General features: G+C 49.3%; 23 protein-coding genes and 1 tRNA gene. 2 read left to right on the top strand and 22 right to left on the bottom strand.

Annotation, left to right across the window (positions count from 1 at the left end):
- Nucleotides 1-62 precede the first annotated feature (62 nt).
- From thiI to I8U18_RS02030, 9 genes are all read right to left on the bottom strand, one after another.
- Nucleotides 63-1,259 carry a tRNA uracil 4-sulfurtransferase ThiI gene (gene thiI / locus I8U18_RS02070; RefSeq protein ID WP_198055331.1) on the bottom strand — a complete coding sequence of 399 codons (1,197 nt, stop codon included), beginning with the start codon at nt 1,257-1,259 and terminating at the stop codon, nt 63-65.
- Nucleotides 1,256-2,419, bottom strand: coding sequence for a cysteine desulfurase family protein (locus tag I8U18_RS02065; protein WP_033101693.1), 1,164 nt, complete (start codon nt 2,417-2,419; stop codon nt 1,256-1,258). Before I8U18_RS02065 ends, thiI begins: the two co-directional genes overlap by 4 nt.
- A 70-nt stretch (nt 2,420-2,489) precedes the next feature.
- Nucleotides 2,490-3,527, bottom strand: coding sequence for a LacI family DNA-binding transcriptional regulator (locus I8U18_RS02060; protein WP_033101694.1), 1,038 nt, complete (start codon nt 3,525-3,527; stop codon nt 2,490-2,492).
- Between the two features lie 35 nt (nt 3,528-3,562).
- Nucleotides 3,563-5,311, bottom strand: coding sequence for an alpha-glycosidase (locus I8U18_RS02055; RefSeq protein ID WP_198064432.1), 1,749 nt, complete (start codon nt 5,309-5,311; stop codon nt 3,563-3,565).
- A gap of 22 nt (nt 5,312-5,333) precedes the next feature.
- Nucleotides 5,334-6,179 carry a sugar ABC transporter permease gene (locus I8U18_RS02050; RefSeq protein ID WP_033101696.1) on the bottom strand — a complete coding sequence of 282 codons (846 nt, stop codon included), beginning with the start codon at nt 6,177-6,179 and terminating at the stop codon, nt 5,334-5,336.
- Nucleotides 6,176-7,465, bottom strand: a complete 1,290-nt coding sequence (locus tag I8U18_RS02045) for a sugar ABC transporter permease (protein WP_198055329.1) — start codon at nt 7,463-7,465, stop codon at nt 6,176-6,178. Before I8U18_RS02045 ends, I8U18_RS02050 begins: the two co-directional genes overlap by 4 nt.
- 106 nt (nt 7,466-7,571) lie before the next feature.
- Nucleotides 7,572-8,825: a maltodextrin ABC transporter substrate-binding protein gene (locus I8U18_RS02040; RefSeq protein WP_198064431.1), complete on the bottom strand. Its 1,254-nt coding sequence runs from the start codon at nt 8,823-8,825 to the stop codon at nt 7,572-7,574.
- Nucleotides 8,826-8,998: 173 nt separating this feature from the next.
- Entirely contained in the window at nt 8,999-9,469 is a 471-nt protein-coding gene (gene msrA / locus I8U18_RS02035) for a peptide-methionine (S)-S-oxide reductase MsrA (protein WP_033101697.1), read from the bottom strand.
- Nucleotides 9,470-9,536: 67 nt separating this feature from the next.
- Nucleotides 9,537-10,097, bottom strand: a complete 561-nt coding sequence (locus tag I8U18_RS02030) for a beta-class carbonic anhydrase (RefSeq protein WP_033101698.1) — start codon at nt 10,095-10,097, stop codon at nt 9,537-9,539.
- Between the two features lie 122 nt (nt 10,098-10,219).
- On the opposite strand from I8U18_RS02030, the gene I8U18_RS02025 reads away from it, so the two are divergent.
- The gene (locus tag I8U18_RS02025; protein ID WP_033101699.1) at nt 10,220-10,486 is read left to right on the top strand and encodes a PGPGW domain-containing protein; all 267 of its coding nucleotides are present in this window, start codon (nt 10,220-10,222) and stop codon (nt 10,484-10,486) included.
- Between the two features lie 58 nt (nt 10,487-10,544).
- Here I8U18_RS02025 and I8U18_RS02020 read toward each other — a convergent pair whose 3' ends face one another.
- From I8U18_RS02020 to rodA, 9 genes are all read right to left on the bottom strand, one after another.
- Nucleotides 10,545-11,180, bottom strand: coding sequence for an O-methyltransferase (locus I8U18_RS02020; protein WP_033101700.1), 636 nt, complete (start codon nt 11,178-11,180; stop codon nt 10,545-10,547).
- Between the two features lie 94 nt (nt 11,181-11,274).
- A tRNA-Gly gene (locus I8U18_RS02015) sits at nt 11,275-11,348 on the bottom strand.
- Nucleotides 11,349-11,428: 80 nt separating this feature from the next.
- Nucleotides 11,429-11,797, bottom strand: a complete 369-nt coding sequence (locus I8U18_RS02010; protein WP_033101701.1) for a DUF308 domain-containing protein — start codon at nt 11,795-11,797, stop codon at nt 11,429-11,431.
- 175 nt (nt 11,798-11,972) lie between these two features.
- Nucleotides 11,973-13,568: a peptide ABC transporter substrate-binding protein gene (locus I8U18_RS02005; protein ID WP_198064430.1), complete on the bottom strand. Its 1,596-nt coding sequence runs from the start codon at nt 13,566-13,568 to the stop codon at nt 11,973-11,975.
- Between the two features lie 381 nt (nt 13,569-13,949).
- Nucleotides 13,950-14,330, bottom strand: a complete 381-nt coding sequence (locus tag I8U18_RS02000) for a hypothetical protein (RefSeq protein WP_052154340.1) — start codon at nt 14,328-14,330, stop codon at nt 13,950-13,952.
- Nucleotides 14,331-14,341: 11 nt separating this feature from the next.
- Complete coding sequence (locus I8U18_RS01995; protein WP_033101703.1) at nt 14,342-14,608, bottom strand: DivIVA domain-containing protein; 267 nt, start codon at nt 14,606-14,608, stop codon at nt 14,342-14,344.
- A 149-nt stretch (nt 14,609-14,757) separates the two neighbouring features.
- Nucleotides 14,758-15,321, bottom strand: a complete 564-nt coding sequence (locus I8U18_RS01990; protein ID WP_033101704.1) for a YhcN/YlaJ family sporulation lipoprotein — start codon at nt 15,319-15,321, stop codon at nt 14,758-14,760.
- Nucleotides 15,322-15,542: 221 nt separating this feature from the next.
- Nucleotides 15,543-16,253 carry a zinc metallopeptidase gene (locus I8U18_RS01985; protein WP_220185029.1) on the bottom strand — a complete coding sequence of 237 codons (711 nt, stop codon included), beginning with the start codon at nt 16,251-16,253 and terminating at the stop codon, nt 15,543-15,545.
- A 253-nt stretch (nt 16,254-16,506) separates the two neighbouring features.
- Nucleotides 16,507-17,667 carry a rod shape-determining protein RodA gene (rodA, locus tag I8U18_RS01980; protein WP_052154342.1) on the bottom strand — a complete coding sequence of 387 codons (1,161 nt, stop codon included), beginning with the start codon at nt 17,665-17,667 and terminating at the stop codon, nt 16,507-16,509.
- An 85-nt stretch (nt 17,668-17,752) separates the two neighbouring features.
- Between rodA and ftsW the strand changes: the two genes are divergently transcribed.
- Nucleotides 17,753-18,895: a putative lipid II flippase FtsW gene (ftsW, locus tag I8U18_RS01975; RefSeq protein ID WP_198059165.1), complete on the top strand. Its 1,143-nt coding sequence runs from the start codon at nt 17,753-17,755 to the stop codon at nt 18,893-18,895.
- A 47-nt stretch (nt 18,896-18,942) separates the two neighbouring features.
- Here the strand turns inward: ftsW and I8U18_RS01970 are convergent, their stop codons facing one another.
- From I8U18_RS01970 to I8U18_RS01955, 4 genes are read right to left on the bottom strand one after another with little or no spacing between them, the layout of a single operon-like run.
- Complete coding sequence (locus I8U18_RS01970; RefSeq protein ID WP_033101705.1) at nt 18,943-19,707, bottom strand: thiazole synthase; 765 nt, start codon at nt 19,705-19,707, stop codon at nt 18,943-18,945.
- A gap of 4 nt (nt 19,708-19,711) precedes the next feature.
- Nucleotides 19,712-19,918: a sulfur carrier protein ThiS gene (gene thiS / locus I8U18_RS01965; RefSeq protein WP_033101706.1), complete on the bottom strand. Its 207-nt coding sequence runs from the start codon at nt 19,916-19,918 to the stop codon at nt 19,712-19,714.
- Nucleotides 19,915-21,042 carry a glycine oxidase ThiO gene (gene thiO, locus I8U18_RS01960; RefSeq protein WP_033101707.1) on the bottom strand — a complete coding sequence of 376 codons (1,128 nt, stop codon included), beginning with the start codon at nt 21,040-21,042 and terminating at the stop codon, nt 19,915-19,917. Before thiO ends, thiS begins: the two co-directional genes overlap by 4 nt.
- A complete protein-coding gene (locus I8U18_RS01955; protein WP_052154344.1) occupies nt 21,032-21,640 on the bottom strand; it encodes a thiamine phosphate synthase in 609 nt (202 codons plus the stop codon). Before I8U18_RS01955 ends, thiO begins: the two co-directional genes overlap by 11 nt.
- Nucleotides 21,641-21,713: the final 73 nt, after the last annotated feature.

The following is a 21,713-nucleotide window of genomic DNA, read 5'->3' as shown; positions in this document are numbered from 1 at the left end:
TGATTTCATCAAGTTTGAAAGCGATTTTTGAGGAGGCAAACTCAAAAATCGCTTTCTTCAGCTCAGAAGAAGGAAAACTCTTCTTCCGGTTCACCCGGATTTAATTCGATCACTTCCGTCCCTTCAACCGCTTCACGCACCAGGCGTTCCAGATCCAGTTTGGCTTCTTCACGGGCCGCCACCTGTTTATCCGGCCGGGTTTTGGGCGCTTTTGGCAAAAAGACCGTACAGCAGTCCTCATAGGGCAAAATCGAAGTTTCATACGTTCCGATCCGTTTGGCAATCGTCATGATTTCCTGTTTGTCCATCCCGATCACCGGCCTTAAGATCGGCATATTTGTCACTTCATTGATGGTATTCATACTTTCGAGCGTTTGGCTGGCAACCTGCCCCAGGCTTTCCCCCGTCACCAGGGCAAGCGCACCATGTTTTTTGGCGACGGCCTCGGAGATGCGCAGCATGAACCGGCGCATGATCGTAATGGAATAAGAGTCATAGCAATGTTTGTTTATTTCCGTTTGAATTTCCGTAAACGGAACGATGTGCAGATGGATTTTCCCGCCATAACGCGTCAGGATCTGTGCCAGGTCGATCACTTTCTGCTTGGCCCTCTCGCTGGTGAACGGGTAGCTGTGGAAATGGATCGCATGCAGTTCCACCCCGCGCTTTAAAGCGAGATAGCCGGCCACAGGACTGTCAATCCCTCCCGACAAGAGCAGCAGGACGCGGCCGCTGGCTCCCACCGGCAATCCGCCCGGTCCCGGAATATCATTTCCGTAGATATAGGCGTATTTGCTGCGCACTTCCACATGAAGCGTCAATTCGGGATTGTGCACATCCACTTTGAGTTCGGGGACATTTCCCAAAATGAATCCGCCGAGGCGGTGATTCATCTCCTGCGACCGTATCGGAAACTTTTTGTCCGCCCGCTTGCTGTTCACTTTGAATGTCCGGACACCTTCCTGCTTTCGCACCAATTCCAGGGCCGCTTCCTTAATCTTTTCCCAATCGTTTTCCACCCGGATCGCCGGGCAAATCCCGACCAGACCAAATACGGTCTTCAGTTCGTCAATGAGCGCTTCCGGTGCTTCATCTTCCAGTTCCACAAAAATGCGGCCCGGTGTTTTCACCACGCTCACACCGGCAAAACGCGCCGTTTTTTCGCGGATATTGTTTACCAGACGGTCTTCAAAATCCGCCTTATTCTTTCCTTTTAATGCCAATTCTCCGTAGCGGAGCAAAACACAGTTTCTTTTCATCTGTTATGCACCTTCATCACCTGTTGTAACATGGGGATCACTTTGCCCAGCGCATCGGCACACCGCATGAGATCCTCTTCGGTGTTCATCCGTCCCAAACTGATGCGAATCGAGCCGAGCGCTTCTTCATCCGACCGTCCAATCGCTTTCAGGACGCGGCTGGGCAACTCTTTTTTGGAGGAACAGGCCGACTTGCTGGAAACATAGACTCCCTCTTTCTCCAACGCATGAACGATCACTTCCGATTTCAGGAAGGGAAATGAAAGATTGATAATATACGGCGCACCGCCTTCCCTGCTCACATCGCCGTTGATGATCACGGAAGACAACCGCTCCTGGATCTGTCTGAGAAAAGCTTCTTTCCAGTTGGCAGAATCGCGTATAAAAGCATCCCCCTTCTGCCGGGCCAACACGACCGCTTTTGCCATTCCGACAATTCCCGGTACGTTCTCGGTTCCGGAACGGATTCCCTGCTCTTGTCCGCCGCCGATCAAAAGAGGCGGGAGGTGAAGATTTTTGCGTATATATAAACAACCGACTCCTTTCGGTCCATGCAGTTTGTGGCCGGACGCGGAGAGGAAGTCGATTTTCGCCTGGCGGGGCAATAAGGGAATCTTGCCGAAAGACTGTACGGCATCCACATGGAACAGCACTTTGGGATAGCGCTCCAGCCGCCGCCCGATTTCCTCAATCGGCTGAATGGTGCCGATTTCATTATTGACATGCATGATGGAGACAAGCACCGTTTCCTCTGTGATCGCCCGTTCCACATCATCAGGATTCACCCGTCCCTGTGAGTCTACAGGGAGATAGGTAACGTTCCACCCTTTGCGTTCCAAGTATTGAAACACCTCATATACCGACGGGTGTTCAATCTCGGTTGTAATCAGGTGTTTTCCGCGGCCGGCATATTCTTCGGTTACCCCGCGAATCGCCAGGTTATTGGCTTCCGTACCGCCCGAGGTGAAAAAAATTTCCTCAGGGGAAACGTTCAAGGCTTGCGCGATCACCTTGCGCGCCCCGGTGACCAACCGCTCGGCTTTTACCCCCAGTCCATGCAAAGATGAAGGGTTGCCGAACACATCGACCATCACATCAGCCATTACTTTGGCCACTTCGGGATCTGTTTGCGTTGTGGCGCTATTATCCAAATAGATCACCGACTTGCCCTCCTTTCCTCTCTTCATAACTTCACCATTCTATCATAAAACAAAACACCTGACATGAGATTCAGGTGCAATCCATTTCCCTGTTCTTTTTCAAACTCGATTGGCGGATGATGAGTTGTGACGGAATCACATGCTCAGCAGGCAAGCTGCAATGTTCCGGATCGCTCAAAGCGTTCAAAAGCAGTTTCACCGCCTCCATGCCGAGTTCGTACGATAAGATTTTGACACTGGTCAAAGGAGGATTCGTAAAGGACAACAACGGCGAATCGTTAAAACCGACAATCCCGAGTTCTTCGGGGACGCGCAGTCGGTTATGTCCGGCAAATTGCAAGGCTCCCAAGGCGAACAAGTCATCGGCCGCCAGCACCGCGTCAAAGTCGACACCGCGGGATTTCAGTTCCTGCAGGGCATTAAATCCGCTTTCGATGGAAAACTCCGCCGTCACTGCTCTTTCCGCCGCGAAGCTTATTCCCTTCTCGCTCAATGCTTGTTTATACCCGCTGATCCGGTCCTGACTTACGATCAGATTGGGATCGCCGCTGATAAAAACCACTTTCTCATATCCTTGCTCCAATAAATGCAATGTTGCTTTTTTGGCCGCTTGTATATTGTCATTATTCACCGATAAAACCGGGTGTTCACAGCTTCTCCCGATCAAGGCGAAGGGAACGTTTTCGGCAATCAGCAGGTCGATCAGCGGATCCTGCTTGCGTGAAGTGGAGACAATCAACCCGTCGACCCTGCGCTCGCGAAAGAGTTGCATGCATTTTTGCCGTTCCTCTTCCGGTGTCCGGCTGATAGACAAAAGGATGTTGTAATCCCTTGCTTGGGCGATAGTCGACATCCCCCGCATCACTTCTGAAAAAAAAGGATTGGAAAAAGCCTGATCCGCCTCCCGGGCGATGGTAAAACCGATGGTTCGCGAGCGGCTCCGCGCCAGACTTCTGGCGATCGCGTTCGGAACGTAGTTCAGTTCTTCCATCGCCCGTTTAACGCGGAGCTTGGTTTCAAGGCTGATCCGGTTGCTTCCGGCAATCACCCTCGACACTGTCGATGGCGACACATCCGCCAGTTTCGCCACATCTTTAATCGTTGCCATAAAAATACCCCTTTAACAAATGATCAGACTGTTTTTCAAACCAGCACCATTCCCTGATAAGGGGAAAGAATCAACTCCATCCGGTTTCCTGATGCCTGGCCTTTTTCCCCCGTCAACAAATCGGTCCAATTCCTTTTTGCCCATGTATCCAGCGGCAAGGAAACATTTTGCCAGCTGTCGCTGTTATTCAGGACAATTCCTGCATTTTCCCCTTGCCATGAGCGCACAAAGGCATAGACAGGGGAACCTGGATCAGCCAACCATGTCCGGAAACTCCCCCTCCGCAACGGAGCACAACTCCGGCGAATCCGGATGAGCCGTTGATAATAGGAGAAAAGCGCCTGATTTTGCTCCTCTTTATCCCACAACATCGGCCGGCGGCAATCAGGATCTGTCTCTCCGGTCATGCCTATTTCATCCCCGTAATAAATCAACGGCGTCCCCACATAGGTCATCTGAAACAAGACGGCCAGGCGGAACCGTTCTTCCTTTTCACCGCAAGAGGTCAAAAAGCGCTCGGTATCATGGGAATCAAGCAGATTCCATGCCACTTGCAGCGCCTGATCCGGATAAGAGATGCGTGCTGTGGTCAATTCGGCATCAAACTCGCTGGCATCTGATGTTTGCTCTGCAAAAAAACGATAAACGCAGTCGCGAAACAAATAATTCATGACCGAATCAAACTGATCCCCTTCCAGCCATTTTACCGCATTATGCCATACTTCGCCGATGATGAGGGCTTCCGGATTCAGCATCTTCACAAAAGATCGGAAATCACGCCAAAAGGCATGATCCACCTCATTGGCCACATCCAGCCGCCACCCGTCGATCCCCATTTCTGTCCAGTAGCGGACGACCTGGAACAAATATTCTTTTACCTCCCTGTTTTCCGTGCGCAGCTTCGGCATGACAGGAACATTGACAGCAAACGTCTCATAGTTGGGCTGTGGCGTTTGCACAACCGGAAACTGCTCGATGAAAAACCAGTCTCTGTATTGCGAGTCCGCTCCCTTTTCCAGTACATCGCGAAAAGCAAAAAACCGGTCACCCGAATGGTTGAACACCGCATCAAGAATGATTCGCATCCCGTGCCGGTGAGCCTCCCTGATCAGGCGCTTAAACGTGTCCAGATTGCCAAACTGGGGATCAATTCTCAGATAATCCGCTGTATCGTACTTGTGATTGGATGGGGAGGCAAAAATGGGAGTGAAATAGAGCGCATTAACCCCCAGTTTGCGCAAATAGGGGAGGGAATGGATCACCCCCTCCAAGTCACCGCCGTAAAAACTGTCCCTTCCGAGCCGTGCATCCTTGCTCCAATCTTCCGTCCGGGGCGGGTCGTTCTCCTTGTCACCATTGGCAAACCTGTCCGGAAAAATCTGATAAACCACCGCATCCCTGGCCCACTCCGGGGTCACAAACAAGGCTGATTCATGGATATAGGCATACTGGAAAACTCCTGCCCGGTTCCGTTCCTTTGACACTCCCGATTCTCCGAAATAAACCCGCTCTCCTTTTTTTCCTTCCAGGAGAAATACATATTGCAGGCGTTTTGCAGTGCACTCCAGCAAAGCTTCAAAATAATCAAACCGCTGGTCCGAGGCCATCCATTCCGCTTCCGTCTGCTGAAAACAGGAATCCAGTAATTCATAGCGATCCGCGTGGAGCACGAGACAGCGGGCGATTTCTCCTTTCCCGGCACGCAGTCGCACCCTGAGGGAATGCAAATTTTCCGGACAGGCATAGGGAACCCTCGTTTCGTGAAAAAGTGCTTCAATAAGCATGAAAGCTCATCTCCTCCCTGAATCAGCCTTTATTCGCTCCTGCAGTCAATCCGGAGATAAAGTAGCGCTGTAAAGACAGGAAAATCACCGTGATCGGAACGGCAATCAACACGGAACCGGCAGCAAACAACGTATATTGCTTGCCCACATCTTTGTTGATAAAGCTGAACAGCCCGACCGCCAGCGTCTGATTATCCGGGCTGGTCAATATGATTTGCGGCAACAGAAAATCAGTCATCGGTGTCATAAAATTAAACAAAAACATCACCGCCAGAATCGGTTTGGCCAGCGGCATGATCACTTTCCAGAAGATGGTGACATGGCCGGCCCCGTCGATCCGCGCTGCTTCATCAAGGCTGTAGGGTATCGTGTCAAAATACCCTTTCACCAACCAGGTGTTGAACGGAATTTGCGTTCCCGCGTAAAAAATCAGCAACCCCAGGTGCGTATCCAACAGACCGATCCAATTCAGCAACAGATAAATGGCAACCATTGTCATCATCGACGGGAACATCTGCAAAGTCAGAAATAAAACTAATCCGTATTTGCGTCCGAAAAAACGGTAACGGGAAAACACATAGGCCGTACCAGTGGTGATGATCACGGACACAAACGCATTGATCAGGGCGATTTTCAGGGTGTTCCAATACCAGGTCGGATACTGGCTGTTAGGATTGAAGAAAAGCCAGCGATAATGAGCCAAGGTCGCATGTTTCGGAACCAGCGAAGTGGAAAAGATGCCGTCCCCCGGGCTGAATGAAGCCCCGATCACCCACAGCAACGGGTAAATACAAATCACAGCCATGATGATCAGAATCAGGTAACTCAGGAGAAGCCGGAGATACGTTTGCCGTTTGCTGCTGTTCATCGGATCATCCCTTCCTCTTTGAACGAACGGGTTCCCCTGAATTGCAAAACGGCCAGCACGGTTACGATCAAGCCGATGATGACGGAAATCGCCGCGGCATAGTTGTATTTGGAGGTTTCAAAGGTTAATTTGTAAACCCAGGAAATAAGAATGTCCGTCCCCCCGGCCGTTTGTCCCGGGATGGCCGGAAGCCCTTTATTAAAGAGATAAATGACATTGAAATTATTAAAATTGCCCACATATTGAACGATCAGCAACGGAGCCGTTGCATAAAGCGCCATCGGCAAAGTGATATGGCGAAATTTCTGCCAGATCGTCGCCCCGTCCACCTCAGCCGCCTCATACAGATCCGCAGAGATCGCTTGTAACACACCGGTATATAAAGCCATGCTGAAGGGAAAGCCAAGCCAAAATTGGATCAGCAAAATGGCGATTTTGGCCCAAAAGGGATCCGTCATCCACGGCAGTGCCCCCAGCCCGATTCCCTGCAAAAAAAGGTTAACCGTTCCGAAGTTGTTATCAAACAGGCCGGAAAAAACAATGATCGAGACAAACGAGGGAACTGCCCACGGCAAGATCAAAATGGTGCGGAAAAACTTTTTAAACTTCAGTTTTTTCTGATTGAGGATCACGGCCAAAAACAGGCCCAAAATCACCTGAACCGTTGTCGAAACCAACGTCCAAACCACCGTCCAGCAGAGAACGCTGAAAAAAGATGTTTTCCAAAAGCTGAGTTGAAACAGGTGCACGAAGTTATCCAGCCCGACATAGTCGACCAATTTGGCCGGAGGTTGATGATAAAGGTCATAGTTCGTGAAAGCGAGCACTATCATGAACAAAATGGGAAAGAGCACCACAAACACAAGCAATATCATGGCCGGTCCGATCACAAGATACGGAAAACCCTGATCGGTAACATGCCGGAAGGTCTGCATCACTCCGGGAGGTTTGACTCCCCGTTCCCGCAATTTTCCCACTTTGTAGGCATCGCGAATATTGAAACCGTAACAGCCCAGGCCAAACAGGATAAGTAAAATGGAAATAATCCCCTCCGCCATCAAATCGAGCGAATTATCCACTTGCGGAATTGTGCCCAAGGTGGCAATGCCCCAGAGTCCGATGTTAAAAAAAGGATAGAAAACAACGATATAGGCGATCTGCAACCCCAATAACAATCCGCCTTTCACCCACTGTCGATTGTACATTTGCCCGAGGCCCATCGACAAAGCGGATAGCACGGCGGCAACCCTGCTTCTTCTTATTAACGGACATTTTGCTGAATTCATCCAACCTCGCATCCTTTACCCTGTATTCCGTCTGAAAAAGCATGTTGCAGGACGGGTCGTCGGGGCCCCGGCAGTCGGAGGCCCCTGTCTTCCCTTCTGATTTTGCTTATTGTTTCATCGTTTTGATGTTTTCTTTGATCAATCTGACTGCGTCATCCAGTGCTTGTTTGGGAGTCTGTTTCCCTTCCGCGACAAAGGTGTGGGCATTGTTAACCGGTTCCCAGACAACCCCCATCTCCGGAATGCTCGGCATGGGCACCCCTGTTTTCGCCTGCTCGGCAAAGCCATTAATCAACGGATTGTTTTTAATCATCGGATCATTCAGAAGATCCTTGCGCGGAGGAATTTCACCCGTTTCCAGAAATCGTGATTTCAATGCTTCTCTTCTTGTCAAAAATTTCATCAGATCAGTCGCGTATCGGGGATGCTTGCTGTAAGCGGATAAATACCATCCTTTCACACCGACAAACGTCCGTGCCGGTTTTCCGTCAACCTTGGGAAGCGGTGCGACACCCAGATCAATGCCGGCAGCCTGATAGTCCTTGACTGCCCAGGGACCGTTCAGGACGGCCGCCACATTCCCTTCTTTAAAGAGCCCGCTCACGGTATCCCCTTTCAGCCCTTTCGGCAACAACCCCTGACTGAACCATTTTTCCACTTCTTTCATCCCGGCAATCGAGCCCGGGCTGTTTAATTCAATTTTATCCGGATCGGTTTTGCCACCGGTCTCCCCAAAAACGGAACCGCCTTTGGCCGCAAACAGGAAATACGTATAATAAAGATTATTCGCCTCAAACATGATTCCATATTTATTTTCCGCCGGTTTATTGTTCTCTTTTGCGTACTTCATCAGATCTTCATACGTTGCCGGTACGTTGTTCATTAATTTTTTGTTATATATTAAAGCGATACTCTCCGTCACTTTCGGCAGACCATAAACCTGACCGTTATAAGTCATGGCCCGCATGGCGTTATCATCAAATTGCTCTTTGACGGAATCATCTACCTGAATCGGTTGCAAAAGACCTTTGACAATCGCTTCCCCCAGCCGGTCATGCGGCCAGGTAACCAGGTCAGGCCCTTTTCCGGCCGGGCCATCCAGCGTCAGTTTATCTTCCTGTTTCAAGAGAGGAACGGCAACGACATCGACTTTGATCCCCGTTCGTTTGGTAAACTGGGCGGCCAATTTTTTGGTGTTGTTGATTTGCACCCCGTCATCCGCGTTTTCCCAGACTACCAGCTTGTCCGGCTTCCGCTCGATTCCACCGGCCTGAACATGGGGATCGCGCTTCGGCCCGCATCCGCTCAACAGTGCGGTCACTATCGCGAAAACCGCGACAAGACCGATCCATTTTTTCATCTCCGAAGCCTCCTTTGTGCAAACGGTTGCATAAACAAAAATACGTCGATTCCATCTCTATTTTATCGCCTCATCATTTATCTCACAAGAAATTATATTATTTATTTTCGCAATAATATTTTTGTAAAAAAAGATGCCGCCTCTTCAAGAAGCAGCATCGGTCGATTTCAGGATCAGATATGGCACGAGTCAAGGCCGCGCTTTTGCAGGTAGCGTTGATGATATTCTTCTGCCCGCCAGAATGTTGAAGCCGGTGTGATCTCCGTGACGATCGGATTTTTCCAGCGGCCGCTTTTGTCCATCTTTTCTTTGGATGCTTCGGCTAATTTCTTTTGCTCTTCATTATGGTAGAAGATCACGGAACGGTACTGCGTTCCCACATCGGGACCCTGACGGTTTAACGTCGTCGGATTATGGTTGTTCCAAAAGATATCGAGCAGATCCAGATAGGAGACCTGCTCCGGATTATATTCGATTTGCACCACTTCCGCATGTCCGGTGCGGTCAGTGCATACATCTTCATAGGTTGGGTTCTCCAACGTCCCGCCCATATAGCCCACTGTGGTGTTGATTACACCCGGAACCTGGCGAAACGTTTCTTCTACTCCCCAAAAACAGCCTGCACCAAATGTTGCGAGCGCCATTTTTATTCCCCCTTTTCTTCATCAATTTTATCAGAATAAGATTCCACTTGAAAGCCGGAGACCAAACTTATTTCCGCCCGTCATGAATCAGCTCCAGCTCCCCGGTTTCGGGATCAATGATCAAACCGTGAACCTGAATTTCCTGGGGAAGCAGGGGATGATTTTGGATCAGACGGATGCTGTTCATGACCCCTTCTTCCACGTTTGCGCATCCGGCTAACCATTTATGCAGATCCACCCCTTGCTCACGAACGGCTTCAATTTCGTTCTGCGTGACCCCGTGCTCCTCTAAGTGTTCCAGAACCGATCCGGCTCTCAGCCCTTCCATGCCGCATCCTTTGTGCCCAATCACAAAGATTTCTTTCGCTTTCAGCAGCGACACTCCCACCAAAATGCTTCTCATCACGCTGCCATATGGCTCTGTCACCATGGCACCGGCCGTTTTTACCACTTTGGCATCTCCGTTTTTAAGATTGAGCGCCTTTGGCAAAAGCTCAACCAACCGGGTATCCATACAGGTTACGACCAGCAGCTCTTTTTTCGGATATTTTTCCGCCAGATATGGTTCATATTCCTTATTATTCACAAATTCCCGATTATAGGCCAGAATCTCTTCCAGACGGCTCATCTGATCTACTCCTTTGATGTCGTTTTTTAATTGTCCAAAAAGCTGACCATTTTTTATCCCAGGTTGGTCGGGTATACTAATTACGATGACACCCCAAAGCAAAAGGTGGTTTATTGTTCCCCATGAATGACAGAGTAAAACACGTGATCAAAGTCGTACTTGGCTGGACATTTCTCGTCCTCGGGATTATTGGCTTTTTTGTCCCGATTCTGCAAGGGTTTCTCTTTACGCTGATCGGGTTGATCCTGTTGTCGCAAACCACGCCCTGGGCGAAACGCCTGCTTGATCGCCTGCGCCGGCGGTACCCCGAAATAGCAGTAAAATCGGAGAAATGGATTGAAAAATGGGGAAATAAATTCCGCTTTGGCTCAAAATCAAATCCGGAATGAGAAAAACCCATGTGAATAACTGCCGAAGTGAAACATTTTCCTCCGGCAGTTTTTATATTTATTTGACGCGGCAAATTCCCAGACCGTCACCGATGGTAAGCAGAATGGATTCCAACCGGGGATCGGTGGCAATGCGGCGGTTAAATTCCCGTACGGCCACAGGGGACGGACCTTGATAAGACTCATCCAGGATTTTCCCGCCCATAAAGAGATTGTCCGCGGCAATGATCGCTCCCGGTTCAGCCAGTTCAATCGCTTTTTCCAAGTAATGCAAATAATTCATTTTATCTGCATCAATAAAAATAAATTGAAACCGCTCATTTCTTTGGGTCAATTGGGACAAACTATCCGCCGCATCCCCCACCATAAAGGAAACGCGTGTATCCAGCCCTGCTTTTGTCAAGTTTTCCATGGCAAAGTCGGCATGCTTCTGTTTCAGTTCAAGCGATACCACTTTCCCGTCTTCCGGCAAGGCTCGGGCCAACCAGATCGTACTGTATCCACCCAGTGTCCCGATTTCCAACACCTTTTTGGCTCCGGAAATCTTGGTGAGCAGGTAAAGCGTTTTTCCCACTTCCGGCGGTACGGAAATCTGCGGCATGTCGCGTTCGGCCAATCCGGCGGCAATCCCTTTCAAGACCTCGTCTTCCTGGACAAAGAGAGAACGGACATATTCTTTTTCCTGCACAAGCATCCTCCCCGATATTTTTTTAAAAAACACTCTCTTATTTTATCCCAATTTAATGAAAAAAGAAAAGGTACCACCTGACGGTGGTACCTTTTCATGTTGGAGCGGACGACGGGAATCGAACCCGCACTACTAGCTTGGGAAGCTAGTGTTCTGCCATTAAACTACATCCGCGTATCGACATGGTCATTATACCATAAACCAATACACAAAAACAAGCCCCCTTTTTTGGGGACTTGTTTCCACCCGGAAGGTTAAAATATCAAACGAAACGGAAAGAGTACAAACGCTAAAATCAAAGCAACGATTCCCACAGCAATGGCCCACCAGCCCAACGTGCTTTTCCTTCTGACGGCGAACGCACCGACGACGATGCCGGCAATCGACAAAACGAAAGGCCAGAAGAAAAAGGCGAGGACGGACAGAACCAAAGCGGCGATGCCAAGTCCCATACCACCATTTTCGGTACGCGCGCCTCTCTGGTCGTCACGGTCGTTGTCTTCACTGGCAAAGGTGGGATTGGGTGAAAGTTCCGCCGCTGTTTCCTCATCATCCGGTCTATTTGCGACATTCGGTTCGTTCTGGTTTTCTTCTTCCTTATTCAGCTTCTTGTCCTTAGCCATGCCGATCCCTCCATTTGGTTTCCGGGTTTAGGCTTAGTATGTGTTTCTTCCTGTAAAAAAACGTTTGTTAAATGGAGGAAATAAAAATGGAGCGGAAACCGACTCCGCTCCCAAGCCAACAAAGAGGTTTTGCAACAAGTTGTTCCCATTTTCCGTTTTTCCCCAAGCAAATTCCTTATTTTTTATCTGCTTCCGAATAATCATTCGGCCCGACCGGATGGCGGATAATTCCCGTCACGTCCGGCTGCTGCGCATAAGCGATATTGTAGAAATACAGCGGAGTGATCGGCGCTTCATCAAACAAGATCTGTTCAGCATGATGAAGCAACTGGTCACGTTTGTTGATATCGCTCGTTTCCGAAGATTGTTCCAGCAAAGCGTCATATTCTTTGTTGCTCCAATGCGTATGATTCATTGAATGATCGGTTTGCCAGCTCTCCAGATAATTATAGGTGTCGTTGTAGTCAGCTAGGAAACTTGCCAGCTGCATGACGAAGTTCGAACTGCGTTGATCGGCGAAAAACACCTTCTTCTCCTCGGCCTGCAATTGTATCTCCACATTCAGGTGCTGATGGATCATCTCTTGTACTGCTTCGGCGATCTTTTTATATTTCTCATTGGAATTGCTGTACAGCAGCGTGACTGTCGGCAGTTGGCTCCAGCCTTCTTCTTTCATGCCTTCCTGAAGCAATTTTTTGGCTTCATCATACTGTCCGTCCTTAATCAAGTCGCCGCCTTGTTTGCGAAATTGATTCGGGGCGGAAGGGGCCACATAGCCATACGCCGGTTTTACTCCTCCGCCGACGATCTTCTCTGCGATGGTCCGGCGATCAATGGCCAGTGCAAATGCCTTGCGCACCTTAGCATTGGTAAACGGCGGTTTCTTCGTATTAAAGCGGAAAAAGGCAAGCCCGTTGCCGTCCATCGTCTTGATTGTCCCGTTTTTCAGCATGGAGGGAAGCAGATCCGCCGGCATTTGCGCTCCGGCTGCGACATCCAACTTTTTTGTTTGATACAGTTGGTAAATCGTTTTGTTATCACTGACAATCGAATAATGCAGTCCATCGAGTTTCACTTTCTCTTTTTTGTAATATTGGTCATTTTTCTCAAGGGTAAGATGATCATTGTGCTTCCACTCCGTCAGGTTAAACGCCCCGTTGCTCACATACGTTTTTGCATCGGCAAATGCATTCGGATTTTTCTCGACTACTTTTCGGTCAACAGGGAAGTAGACGGGATAAGCCGTCAACTGTAAAAAGGAAGGGGTGGGCTTTGCCAGCCGGACTTCCAGCGTGTCATCATCCAAAGCTTTGACCCCGACCTGATCCACGCTCCCTTTCCCCGTGTTATATGCTTCCGCTCCTTCAATAAAATAGAGCAAGAACGCTGGTTCCGCGGCCGTTTTCGGATCGAGCACCCGCTTCCATTCGTATTCAAAATCATGCGCGGTCAAAGGATCCCCATTGGACCATTTGGTCTTTTTCAGGTGAAACCGGTAAGTCAGCCCGTCGGAACTGACATCGACCTTATCGGCGAGCGCCGGTTGCGGCTGATCGTTTTTGTCCAGACGCATCAAACCTTCAAACAGGTTGTTGGTGATTTCCAGCGTATCCTCATCAAATGCCTTGGCCGGATCGAGACTGGTCGGTTCGCCGGTGGCATTCAAATTCAGGATCTTTTGCTCTGGACCATTGGCTTTTGAGGCGCATCCCGATAAACCGGCAGCCAAAACAAGCAATAAAAGCAGAGAAATAAGGCCGAACTTTTTCAAATCTCTCCCTCCTTCAATACACAAACAAAAAACGGAATGAAAATTACTTCGTCATATCCGTATTAAAAACCTTCCGATAAATGAAATTATACTAATATTAAATAAAAAATATGACTCTCACGATGACAGGCTTGATTTGCAAGGCGGCAACACCAGAAGGACGGATGAGGGGTCTCCAAAGAACAAAATCTCTCCGGGTATCCTGTCTCTTTTTTTGCACAAAAAAAGCGATGGGTATCCACCGCTTCAGATGTACATTTGCCCTGACTGCGAATTCTCTTGTCTCATACGTACCGTTGAATAAATCAATCCTGCCGATGATATAATCAGAAAAATCTGTCAAATAAATCTTCCTTAAACAGCCGGCTTTCGTCCAGAAATTCACCCGTTACTCAAATCTTTGCTCAATCGTCGGTCCAAATATTGATAGATGCTTCGGATAATTTTTCCGTTCCACCCGAAGTCAACAAACTTTGCCCTCAGTGCGGCATGAATATCAACCGCCGTCCGGAGCGGGGTGATATCGATCACGGTGACGACCAAATCATGTTTCAACCCTATACCATTGCGACATTCCAACATAACCTCCCCGCGAGATTCATCCACATGAATCAACCGAAAGGAAGGAAACTGCCCGGGCAACCCTTTTAACGCTTCGATTGCCTCCCATTTTTGATTTCGGTAATATCTTGTCCTCAAATTGGGCTCCTGCTGATCCCCAGTTTCTGTCACTCCGCTGAAAAAACGCTGAATCGCTGACAATCGTCTCCTCCTTATCTGAGCACGATTTGTTCCAATCTCTCCAGGCGCATGAGAATCTGATCCATCAGGTCATCATTCTGATTGGCTGCCGCACCCGAACCCCCTTGATTTTTCTTTAATTTTTTGATCTGATCCTTTAAATATTCATTTTCTTGCAGCACTTCTTCATAATTTTTTATAACTAAATCCAAAAATTCGTTAACCTCTTCAATATCATAACCACGGATGGCATGCTTAAAATCCTTATTAAAAATATCCATTGGGGTTAGTCTGCTCATGGATCACACTCCTCGGCCAACATTTCTTTCACAACCATTATATAAAAAAACAAAGACGAATAAATCCCTATAGAGAAACTTAATTAATTACAAATAAGAAAACCCATTCCCCGTAGAAAATGGGTTTCTAAGGAAAATGGGTTTTCTGCTTATTTTGCTTCCGGGAACGTTCTTCTGATCATATCGCCCAAGTTTTTGATAAACCCGCTGATCGGTCTCCCGTTTCGCAAATCATTGGCATAATTATTCATTTGTTTGACAAAGTTCGGATTGGAGGAGACATAGACGTTGCGCAAGCTTGGATCAACTGCTTTGGCCCTCCTGGCAATCTGTTTTTTTATCCTCTCCGTCAATTTCCCGTCGCCGGTGTTATGTTTCAAAGTGACCGCAACATAAGCGTTACGACCCATCACAATGGCGGCAGCAGTATTCACCTGTTTCAAACCCGCTACCCCCCTGGCAACGTCATCCGCCACCCGCACGTTGCGCGACAAATTATTATCATTGGTATCGGTACGATTCAAGTAGGTATTCCCATTGCGTACATCATTGCGCACATTGCGGTTGCGCAGCGACTCATTGGCCACTTTTTGCGTACGATACCCCGGTTCGTTCGGATTGGGCAATCCTTGCTTGCTTGTGGCACAGCCCACGGACATGGTGATCATCGAAAGCACGACCAAGCCGCTGATGAACAGCCGACGAGTCAGCATTCACAGTTCCCTCCTTCAACTTTTTATTTGCCTTTAGTATGTGAATGCCAACCGTTTCTATTACCCCTGAGCCGCTTCCGTTTTTTTACAACAAAAAACTCAAGCCTTTTCGGCGCAATCCGGGTGAGAAGTCCGAAAAATCGGGGGGAAAGTGGTTCCCGACGGTCCGGCCACCGAAATGCCGGCAAAGAAAAAACCCCTGTAAAAGGGGCTTTGGCTTGTTAATCCCGGTCATTCTGGAAAAAGAGAATAAAGACATATTGCAACAATTCAAGCAAGGCGACCAACGCACCGGCAACGTAGGTGAGCGCGGCAGCACCCAAGACGCGGCGAACGCCTCTTTCCTCTTCAGGACCGTGCACAAACCCTTCAATCGCCATGATTTTCTTGGCCCGGCTGCTCGCATTGTATTCCACCGGCAGCGTGACGAGATGGAACAGCACCACAACCGAGAAAAAGATCAAACCGAGCATCAACAGGCCGGTAAACTTAAAAAAGATCCCCGCCATCAACAAGAAAGGCGCCAGACCGGAGGCAATGTTCAGAACGGGAACCATGCGGTGGCGAAACACCAACGCTCCATAAGCTTCTTTATGCTGAATGGCATGTCCGCATTCATGGGCCGCCACGGAAATGGCCGCGATTGAATCAGATGTGTATACGTGTTCTGACAGGCGAACCGCCCGCGCAGTCGGATCATAGTGGTCAGTCAGACTCCCCGGAACCATTTGCACCGGCACGTGATACAAACCGTTTCGATCGAGAATCCTGCGTGCAACTTCCGCCCCGGTCAATCCCGATCTCGCACGAACCCGCGACCAGATTTGGTAATTTCCCCGCACTTTCCACTGGGCCCATAGCGTGATCACGAGACCGATAATGGAAACTAGCACAAAGATGGGGTTCACACCATACCAAATGGGAAAAAACAATCTGATCCACTCCTCTCATCATCTATTTTAACATTACCCGCTTTTGTTTCATTTCATGACATGTACTTCCCTTCAAAATCAACGCTTCTGTGAAGAGATGATCGAATTTGGTCAAAAAATTTTTGACTTCTTTTCCTATTATTAATGATAATTATGACATTCTCCTCAATCAATGGTTTTATTTACCACCCTTTTTTTTATAAAAAACCCCCCTTGGCCGGATGCCGCATTCCGGCAAGGGGGTTGCACCACTTTAAGCAACAAACGTGTCAAACATCAGTTCATTGCGCGAACGCATGCCGACATTGAGCGCAAAGCCGATGGCCATCATCTGGGTGACGAGCGAGGTTCCTCCGTAACTGATAAATGGCAGCGGAATGCCAGTAATCGGCATTAACCCCAGCGTCATCCCGATGTTTTGGTATATCTGGAAGACAAACATGCCGACAATCCCGGAGGTGAGGTAAACGCCAAACGGATGCGAGGCCCTCATCGCAATTTGGATCAGGCGGTAAAGCAAAAAGAGATAGGCACACATAAGCACACTGGCTCCGATAAAGCCAAACTCTTCCCCGATCACAGCAAAAATGAAGTCATTGTACGGTTCGGGAATCCAATTTCCCTGCGCCTGCGTCCCGTGATGAAATCCTTTCCCTTTCAGCATTCCCGATCCGATCGCGATTTTGGCCTGTGTCGACTGATAGCCGGCCCCGGTGGGATCGGACGCCGGATCGAGGAAAATTTGAATCCGTTGAATTTGGTGCGGCTGCAAAATGAGATGGAGCAGGGGCGAATGCGTGGTATAGAGAATTATAACAGTGCCGGCCGCTATGGCCACAACGGCGATTCCCCCGGCAAACCATTTCCAGTTGAGTCCCCCGACAAGCAACATGCTCGCCGTAATCGCCATCAGAATCATGGCTGTTCCCAAATCCGGCTGTAAAACGATAATCAGGAATGGGATGGCAAAAAAAGCGATTATTTTTCCCAATGTCTTGAGATCGGACCAAGGTGCTCCTTTTTTCACGGAAAGGATTTTTGCTAAGATCAGAATAAAGATCAGCTTCATCAACTCAGACGGTTGAAAGGTTAAACTTCCGATTCCGATCCACTGCTGTGCACCGTTTACTTTTATTCCGACACCGGGAATCATGACGATGAGCAACAACAATATGCCAAACCCATAAAGAATGTACAAAAACCGACCCTGAAGCAAAATTTTATAATCAAAGAGGAGAACCCCGATCATACATAGAAAGCCGATTGAATACCAGAGCATCTGTTTTTGCACAAATGAAGGATCGCTCGTGTAAGTCGCACTGGATATGGCAACAATGCTGATAGCAGCAAGTACGAACAGCGTCAGAATAATAAATGGATCGATTTGCTTAATTCGTTGCATTTTCTTTAACATACAATTGATTCTCCTTTTCGCTTCGGTTTCCATCCTGCCATCATGAACGGAATTGAAAAACATTTCGCAGAAGGAGATTTTCACGATGAAACGTGGCAAACCTGATTTTTGGTTAATTTTGGTTACCTTTATCTTGCTCGGTTTTGGTCTGGTTATGGTATTTAGCGCCAGTTATTTTAAAGGTTATACCGACCCGCATATCCATGATTCCTATTATTTTTTTAAAAAGCAACTTGCCAACGGCTTGGTGGGTCTGATCCTTTTTTTCGTCGTTTCCAATATACCATATGAAACTTATCGGAAACATGTAGGCTGGATATTGGCCGTGAGCGTCATCCTGTTGCTCTTGGTTCCCCTGGTCGGACAAGTGCACAACGGCGCCAAACGCTGGCTTGGATTCGGTTTTCTTTCCTTTCAACCTTCGGAATTGGTCAAGCTGGGAATGATCATTTACACAGCTTCGATCATGGTGAAAAAACAGCCCCATCTCGATAAATTCCGTCGCGGGTTGCTGCCGCCCCTGATCATCATCGGCTTTGTTTCCGCTCTGCTTGTCATCGAACCTCATTTCAGTGCGACGATGATCATTATCCTGACCAGTCTGATCATCATTTTTTGCGCCGGTGCCAGGTTCAAGCATCTCATGTATCTCTTTTTGTCCGGTGTTCCCGTTTTGATCCTGGTGATGCTCTCGGGAAGTTACCGGGTAGACCGGATCAAAACCATGCTGAACCCTTTAAGCGATCCCACCGGGGACGGATATCAAATCATCCAGTCCCTTATCGCGATCGGACCGGGAGGGCTGACCGGCGTCGGCCTGGGGAAAAGCATTCAAAAACTGGCCTACCTGCCCGAGGCGCATACAGATTTTATCTTCTCCATCATATCAGAAGAACTGGGCTTTGTTGGTGGCGCTTTTTTGATCACTTTGTTTATTTTTCTCATTGTGCGGGGAGTATTGATCTCATTGCAGGCTCCCAACTCATTCGGGACGCTGCTGGGAATCGGAATCGTCAGTTCGATTGCCATTGAAGCGATCTTCAACCTGGGAGTGGTGACGGCGCTGCTTCCGGTGACCGGTGTTCCCCTGCCGCTGATCAGTTACGGAGGAACCGCCCTGATCCTCAAACTGACCTCGCTGGGAATTCTGCTCAATATTTCCCGCTATCGCACCAAAAAAACAAAAGCGGCCAAGCCCGATCCGGTCTCCCGACAATTCCGCATCTGAATAAAAAATCCCCTTAAGGATGTCCTTTACCCTTAAGGGGATTTTTGTTATTTTACCAAGCCGGTTTGCGGACTGCTGGCACTGGCTGTCGTCCGTTTGGGAATCCGCCCAGCTTCAAAGCCCAATCTTCCTGCTTTTACCGCCCATTTCATCGCTTCGGCCATTTTCACCGGGTCATCCGCTTGCGAGACGGCGGTATTCAGCAGCACACCATCCGCTCCCAATTCCATCGCCTGCACAACATCAGCCGGAGAACCGATCCCCGCATCGATAATCACCGGAACCGGCGATTCTTCAATAATATAACGGAGGTACATCGGGTTGAGCAAACCTTGTCCCGAACCGATGGGCGCACCTCCCGGCATAATGGCATGGGCACCCGCTTCCCACAATTTGCGGGCGATCACCGGGTCATCGGAAGTATACGGCAAAACGGTGAACCCCTCTTCGACCAGGATGCGGGTAGCTTCCAGTGTGGCGATCGGGTCGGGAAGCAACGTTTTCGGATCAGCAATCACCTCGACCTTAATCATGTCACACAGGTTGGAAGCTTTGGCGAGACGGGCGATCCGCACAGCCTCTTCCGCTGTCGTCGCCCCGGCCGTGTTGGGTAAAAGGGTAAAACGCTTCAGATCGAGTTTCTCCAAAAAGTTGGGCTGATCCGGATTAAAAACATCCAGGCGGCGGATGGCAAACGTCAATACATCTGCTTCAGAGGCTTCCACCGCCTCTCGTTGTACTTCGAGTGAAGAAAATTTTCCGGTTCCCAAAAACAAACGGGATTGAAATTGATATCTCCCGATTTTCAGCATGCTATTAACCTCCTCCGACAAAATGAACGATCTCGACTACGTCGCCTGCCCTGAGCGGAGTTGCCTTGTGATCCTCTTTGGACAAGACCCGACGGTTATGTTCCACAATCACAATCCGCTCTCCCAGATGAAAGTGCTCTAGCAGGTCGCCAATTGTATCGATATGTTTTTCCACTTCATAGGGCTGGCCATTTAATTGAATGGTTTTCATCTTCTCCCCCCTTCGTCCGTCTTCAACAGACGCATCGGTGAAAACGGCAACCACTCTTCCGCTGTTTCACCGAAAACCATCCGCGCCATCCATTCTCCGGTGAGCGGGCTGAGCAAAATTCCATTGCGGTAGTGACCACTGGCGATATACAGGTTATCGTATTCCTCCCATCGCCCGATATAGGGCAGACCGTCGTAACTTCCCGGACGAATGCCGGACCAGAACCGCGTGAGATTGGCATGTTCCAAAGCAGGAACGGCCTTGAGGGCCCATTCGAGGAGTGAACGGATCGCTTCCGCCTGCACCTGGCAATCGAATCTCCCTTTTTTTTCCGTCGCCCCGACAATGATTTCCCCGTTGGCTTTCGGCACCAGATAACCTTCTTCGCCAAACAGGGTGTGTTTCAAAACCAGGTGCGGAGATTGCAGTGCAAGGGACTCACCTTTCACCGGAACCATGGGTAGGGAAATATCCATCCCTTTGGCCACCCATTCGGTCCATGCCCCTGTCGCCAGAATCACCACATCGGCACTTTGGAGTCCGAGACTGGTCGAAACGCCGATCACACGCCTTCCTTCCCTCTGAAATGAATCGACACGGCACCCTTCGGCAAACTTGACGCCAAGACGGCCAGCCGCTCTGGCAAACGCCTGTGTCAGCCTCGGGGCCGATACTTGGTAATCATCGGGAAGATGCAGCGCGCCGACAATCCGATCACTCAGACCGGACTCCAATTCAAAACATTCTGTTACAGAGAGCCATCTGGCTGTCTGCCCGGCTTGCCGCTGCCACTCGCCCCGTTTCTTCAACCTTTCGGCTTCCGCTTCATCAAAGGCTAATTTCAATAAACCGGTCCTGTTTAATTCGATATCCAATCCGGTTTCATCCAGCAAGGCTTCAGCCAACCGTAGAAACATCGCCCGGCTCTTCAATCCGGCATCAACCATCGGTCCGGGGCGATCCATTTCCGCCTGGGCCCCAAGCATCCCGGCAGCCGCAGACGATGCCTGTGCACCAATCCTGTCGCGCTCCAGCACGGTTACCGTACATCCTTTTTTAGCCAGATGGTAAGCGATTGAACAACCGATCACCCCACCGCCGATTACCAAAACGTCACGATGCAAAATTCCACCTTCTTTTCATCTCTTCTGCCACTTTCTCCGGGGCTGGTGCTTGCGAAACTGCGGTAATGACAGCAACCCCGGCACAACCGGCCTTTCTGATCCGGGAAAGGTTGTCCATCCCGATCCCGCCAACCGCGATCACCGGAATGTTCACCCGGCTGACGATCTCCTCAAGGTGCTCTGTGCCAAGCGGAGGAAGTCCAGGCTTGGAGTTGCTCGTAAAGATATGCCCGACGAAGATATAATCCAATCCCTCTGTTTCAGCCCGTTTCGCCCCTTCCAGAGAGTGAACGGAACGCCCCACCCGCATCACCCGTTGCAACCTGCATAAAGTACGCGGAGAAATCTCTTCCTTTTCAGGCAGGTGAACACCGCCACAGTTTAACTGAAGGGCAACATCAATATGGGTGTTGATTACAATGGAAGAGGGCGGGAGATCCGTTTGCTGCAACAAATGATTCGCTATCGCCCGAACGCTGTCGGCGGACCGGTCCTTCAGCCGCAGATGAAAAGCATCCACCCACGGACAAAGAGACGGCCATATCCTGACCAGATCAGCCGGCGATTGCGTCCGGTCCGAAATCACGTGCAATTCCATCATCCATCTCCTCTTTTAACAAAAAAACCGGCATCCGCATGGGGATACCGGTATTTATCCAAAAAACAACGAA

Source organism: Thermoactinomyces sp. CICC 10522 (assembly GCF_016055075.1).
GTDB lineage: Bacteria > Bacillota > Bacilli > Thermoactinomycetales > Thermoactinomycetaceae > Thermoactinomyces_A > Thermoactinomyces_A daqus.
The sequence above is the reverse complement of the archived record's forward strand: the minus strand, read 5'-3'. Positions and strand labels throughout refer to the sequence as shown.

What these genes read in the sequence shown, in the direction of transcription:
- thiI (WP_198055331.1), bottom strand. Translation starts at nt 1,259, where the DNA reads ATGAAAAGAAACTGTGTTTTGCTCCGCTACGGAGAATTGGCATTAAAA.
- I8U18_RS02060 (WP_033101694.1), bottom strand. Translation starts at nt 3,527, where the DNA reads ATGGCAACGATTAAAGATGTGGCGAAACTGGCGGATGTGTCGCCATCG.
- I8U18_RS02055 (WP_198064432.1), bottom strand. Translation starts at nt 5,311, where the DNA reads ATGCTTATTGAAGCACTTTTTCACGAAACGAGGGTTCCCTATGCCTGT.
- I8U18_RS02050 (WP_033101696.1), bottom strand. Translation starts at nt 6,179, where the DNA reads ATGAACAGCAGCAAACGGCAAACGTATCTCCGGCTTCTCCTGAGTTAC.
- I8U18_RS02045 (WP_198055329.1), bottom strand. Translation starts at nt 7,465, where the DNA reads ATGAATTCAGCAAAATGTCCGTTAATAAGAAGAAGCAGGGTTGCCGCC.
- I8U18_RS02040 (WP_198064431.1), bottom strand. Translation starts at nt 8,825, where the DNA reads ATGAAAAAATGGATCGGTCTTGTCGCGGTTTTCGCGATAGTGACCGCA.
- msrA (WP_033101697.1), bottom strand. Translation starts at nt 9,469, where the DNA reads ATGGCGCTCGCAACATTTGGTGCAGGCTGTTTTTGGGGAGTAGAAGAA.
- I8U18_RS02030 (WP_033101698.1), bottom strand. Translation starts at nt 10,097, where the DNA reads ATGAGCCGTCTGGAAGAGATTCTGGCCTATAATCGGGAATTTGTGAAT.
- I8U18_RS02025 (WP_033101699.1), top strand. Translation starts at nt 10,220, where the DNA reads ATGAATGACAGAGTAAAACACGTGATCAAAGTCGTACTTGGCTGGACA.
- I8U18_RS02020 (WP_033101700.1), bottom strand. Translation starts at nt 11,180, where the DNA reads ATGCTTGTGCAGGAAAAAGAATATGTCCGTTCTCTCTTTGTCCAGGAA.
- I8U18_RS02010 (WP_033101701.1), bottom strand. Translation starts at nt 11,797, where the DNA reads ATGGCTAAGGACAAGAAGCTGAATAAGGAAGAAGAAAACCAGAACGAA.
- I8U18_RS01995 (WP_033101703.1), bottom strand. Translation starts at nt 14,608, where the DNA reads ATGAGCAGACTAACCCCAATGGATATTTTTAATAAGGATTTTAAGCAT.
- I8U18_RS01990 (WP_033101704.1), bottom strand. Translation starts at nt 15,321, where the DNA reads ATGCTGACTCGTCGGCTGTTCATCAGCGGCTTGGTCGTGCTTTCGATG.
- rodA (WP_052154342.1), bottom strand. Translation starts at nt 17,667, where the DNA reads ATGTTAAAGAAAATGCAACGAATTAAGCAAATCGATCCATTTATTATT.
- ftsW (WP_198059165.1), top strand. Translation starts at nt 17,753, where the DNA reads ATGAAACGTGGCAAACCTGATTTTTGGTTAATTTTGGTTACCTTTATC.
- I8U18_RS01970 (WP_033101705.1), bottom strand. Translation starts at nt 19,707, where the DNA reads ATGCTGAAAATCGGGAGATATCAATTTCAATCCCGTTTGTTTTTGGGA.
- thiS (WP_033101706.1), bottom strand. Translation starts at nt 19,918, where the DNA reads ATGAAAACCATTCAATTAAATGGCCAGCCCTATGAAGTGGAAAAACAT.
- I8U18_RS01955 (WP_052154344.1), bottom strand. Translation starts at nt 21,640, where the DNA reads ATGGAATTGCACGTGATTTCGGACCGGACGCAATCGCCGGCTGATCTG.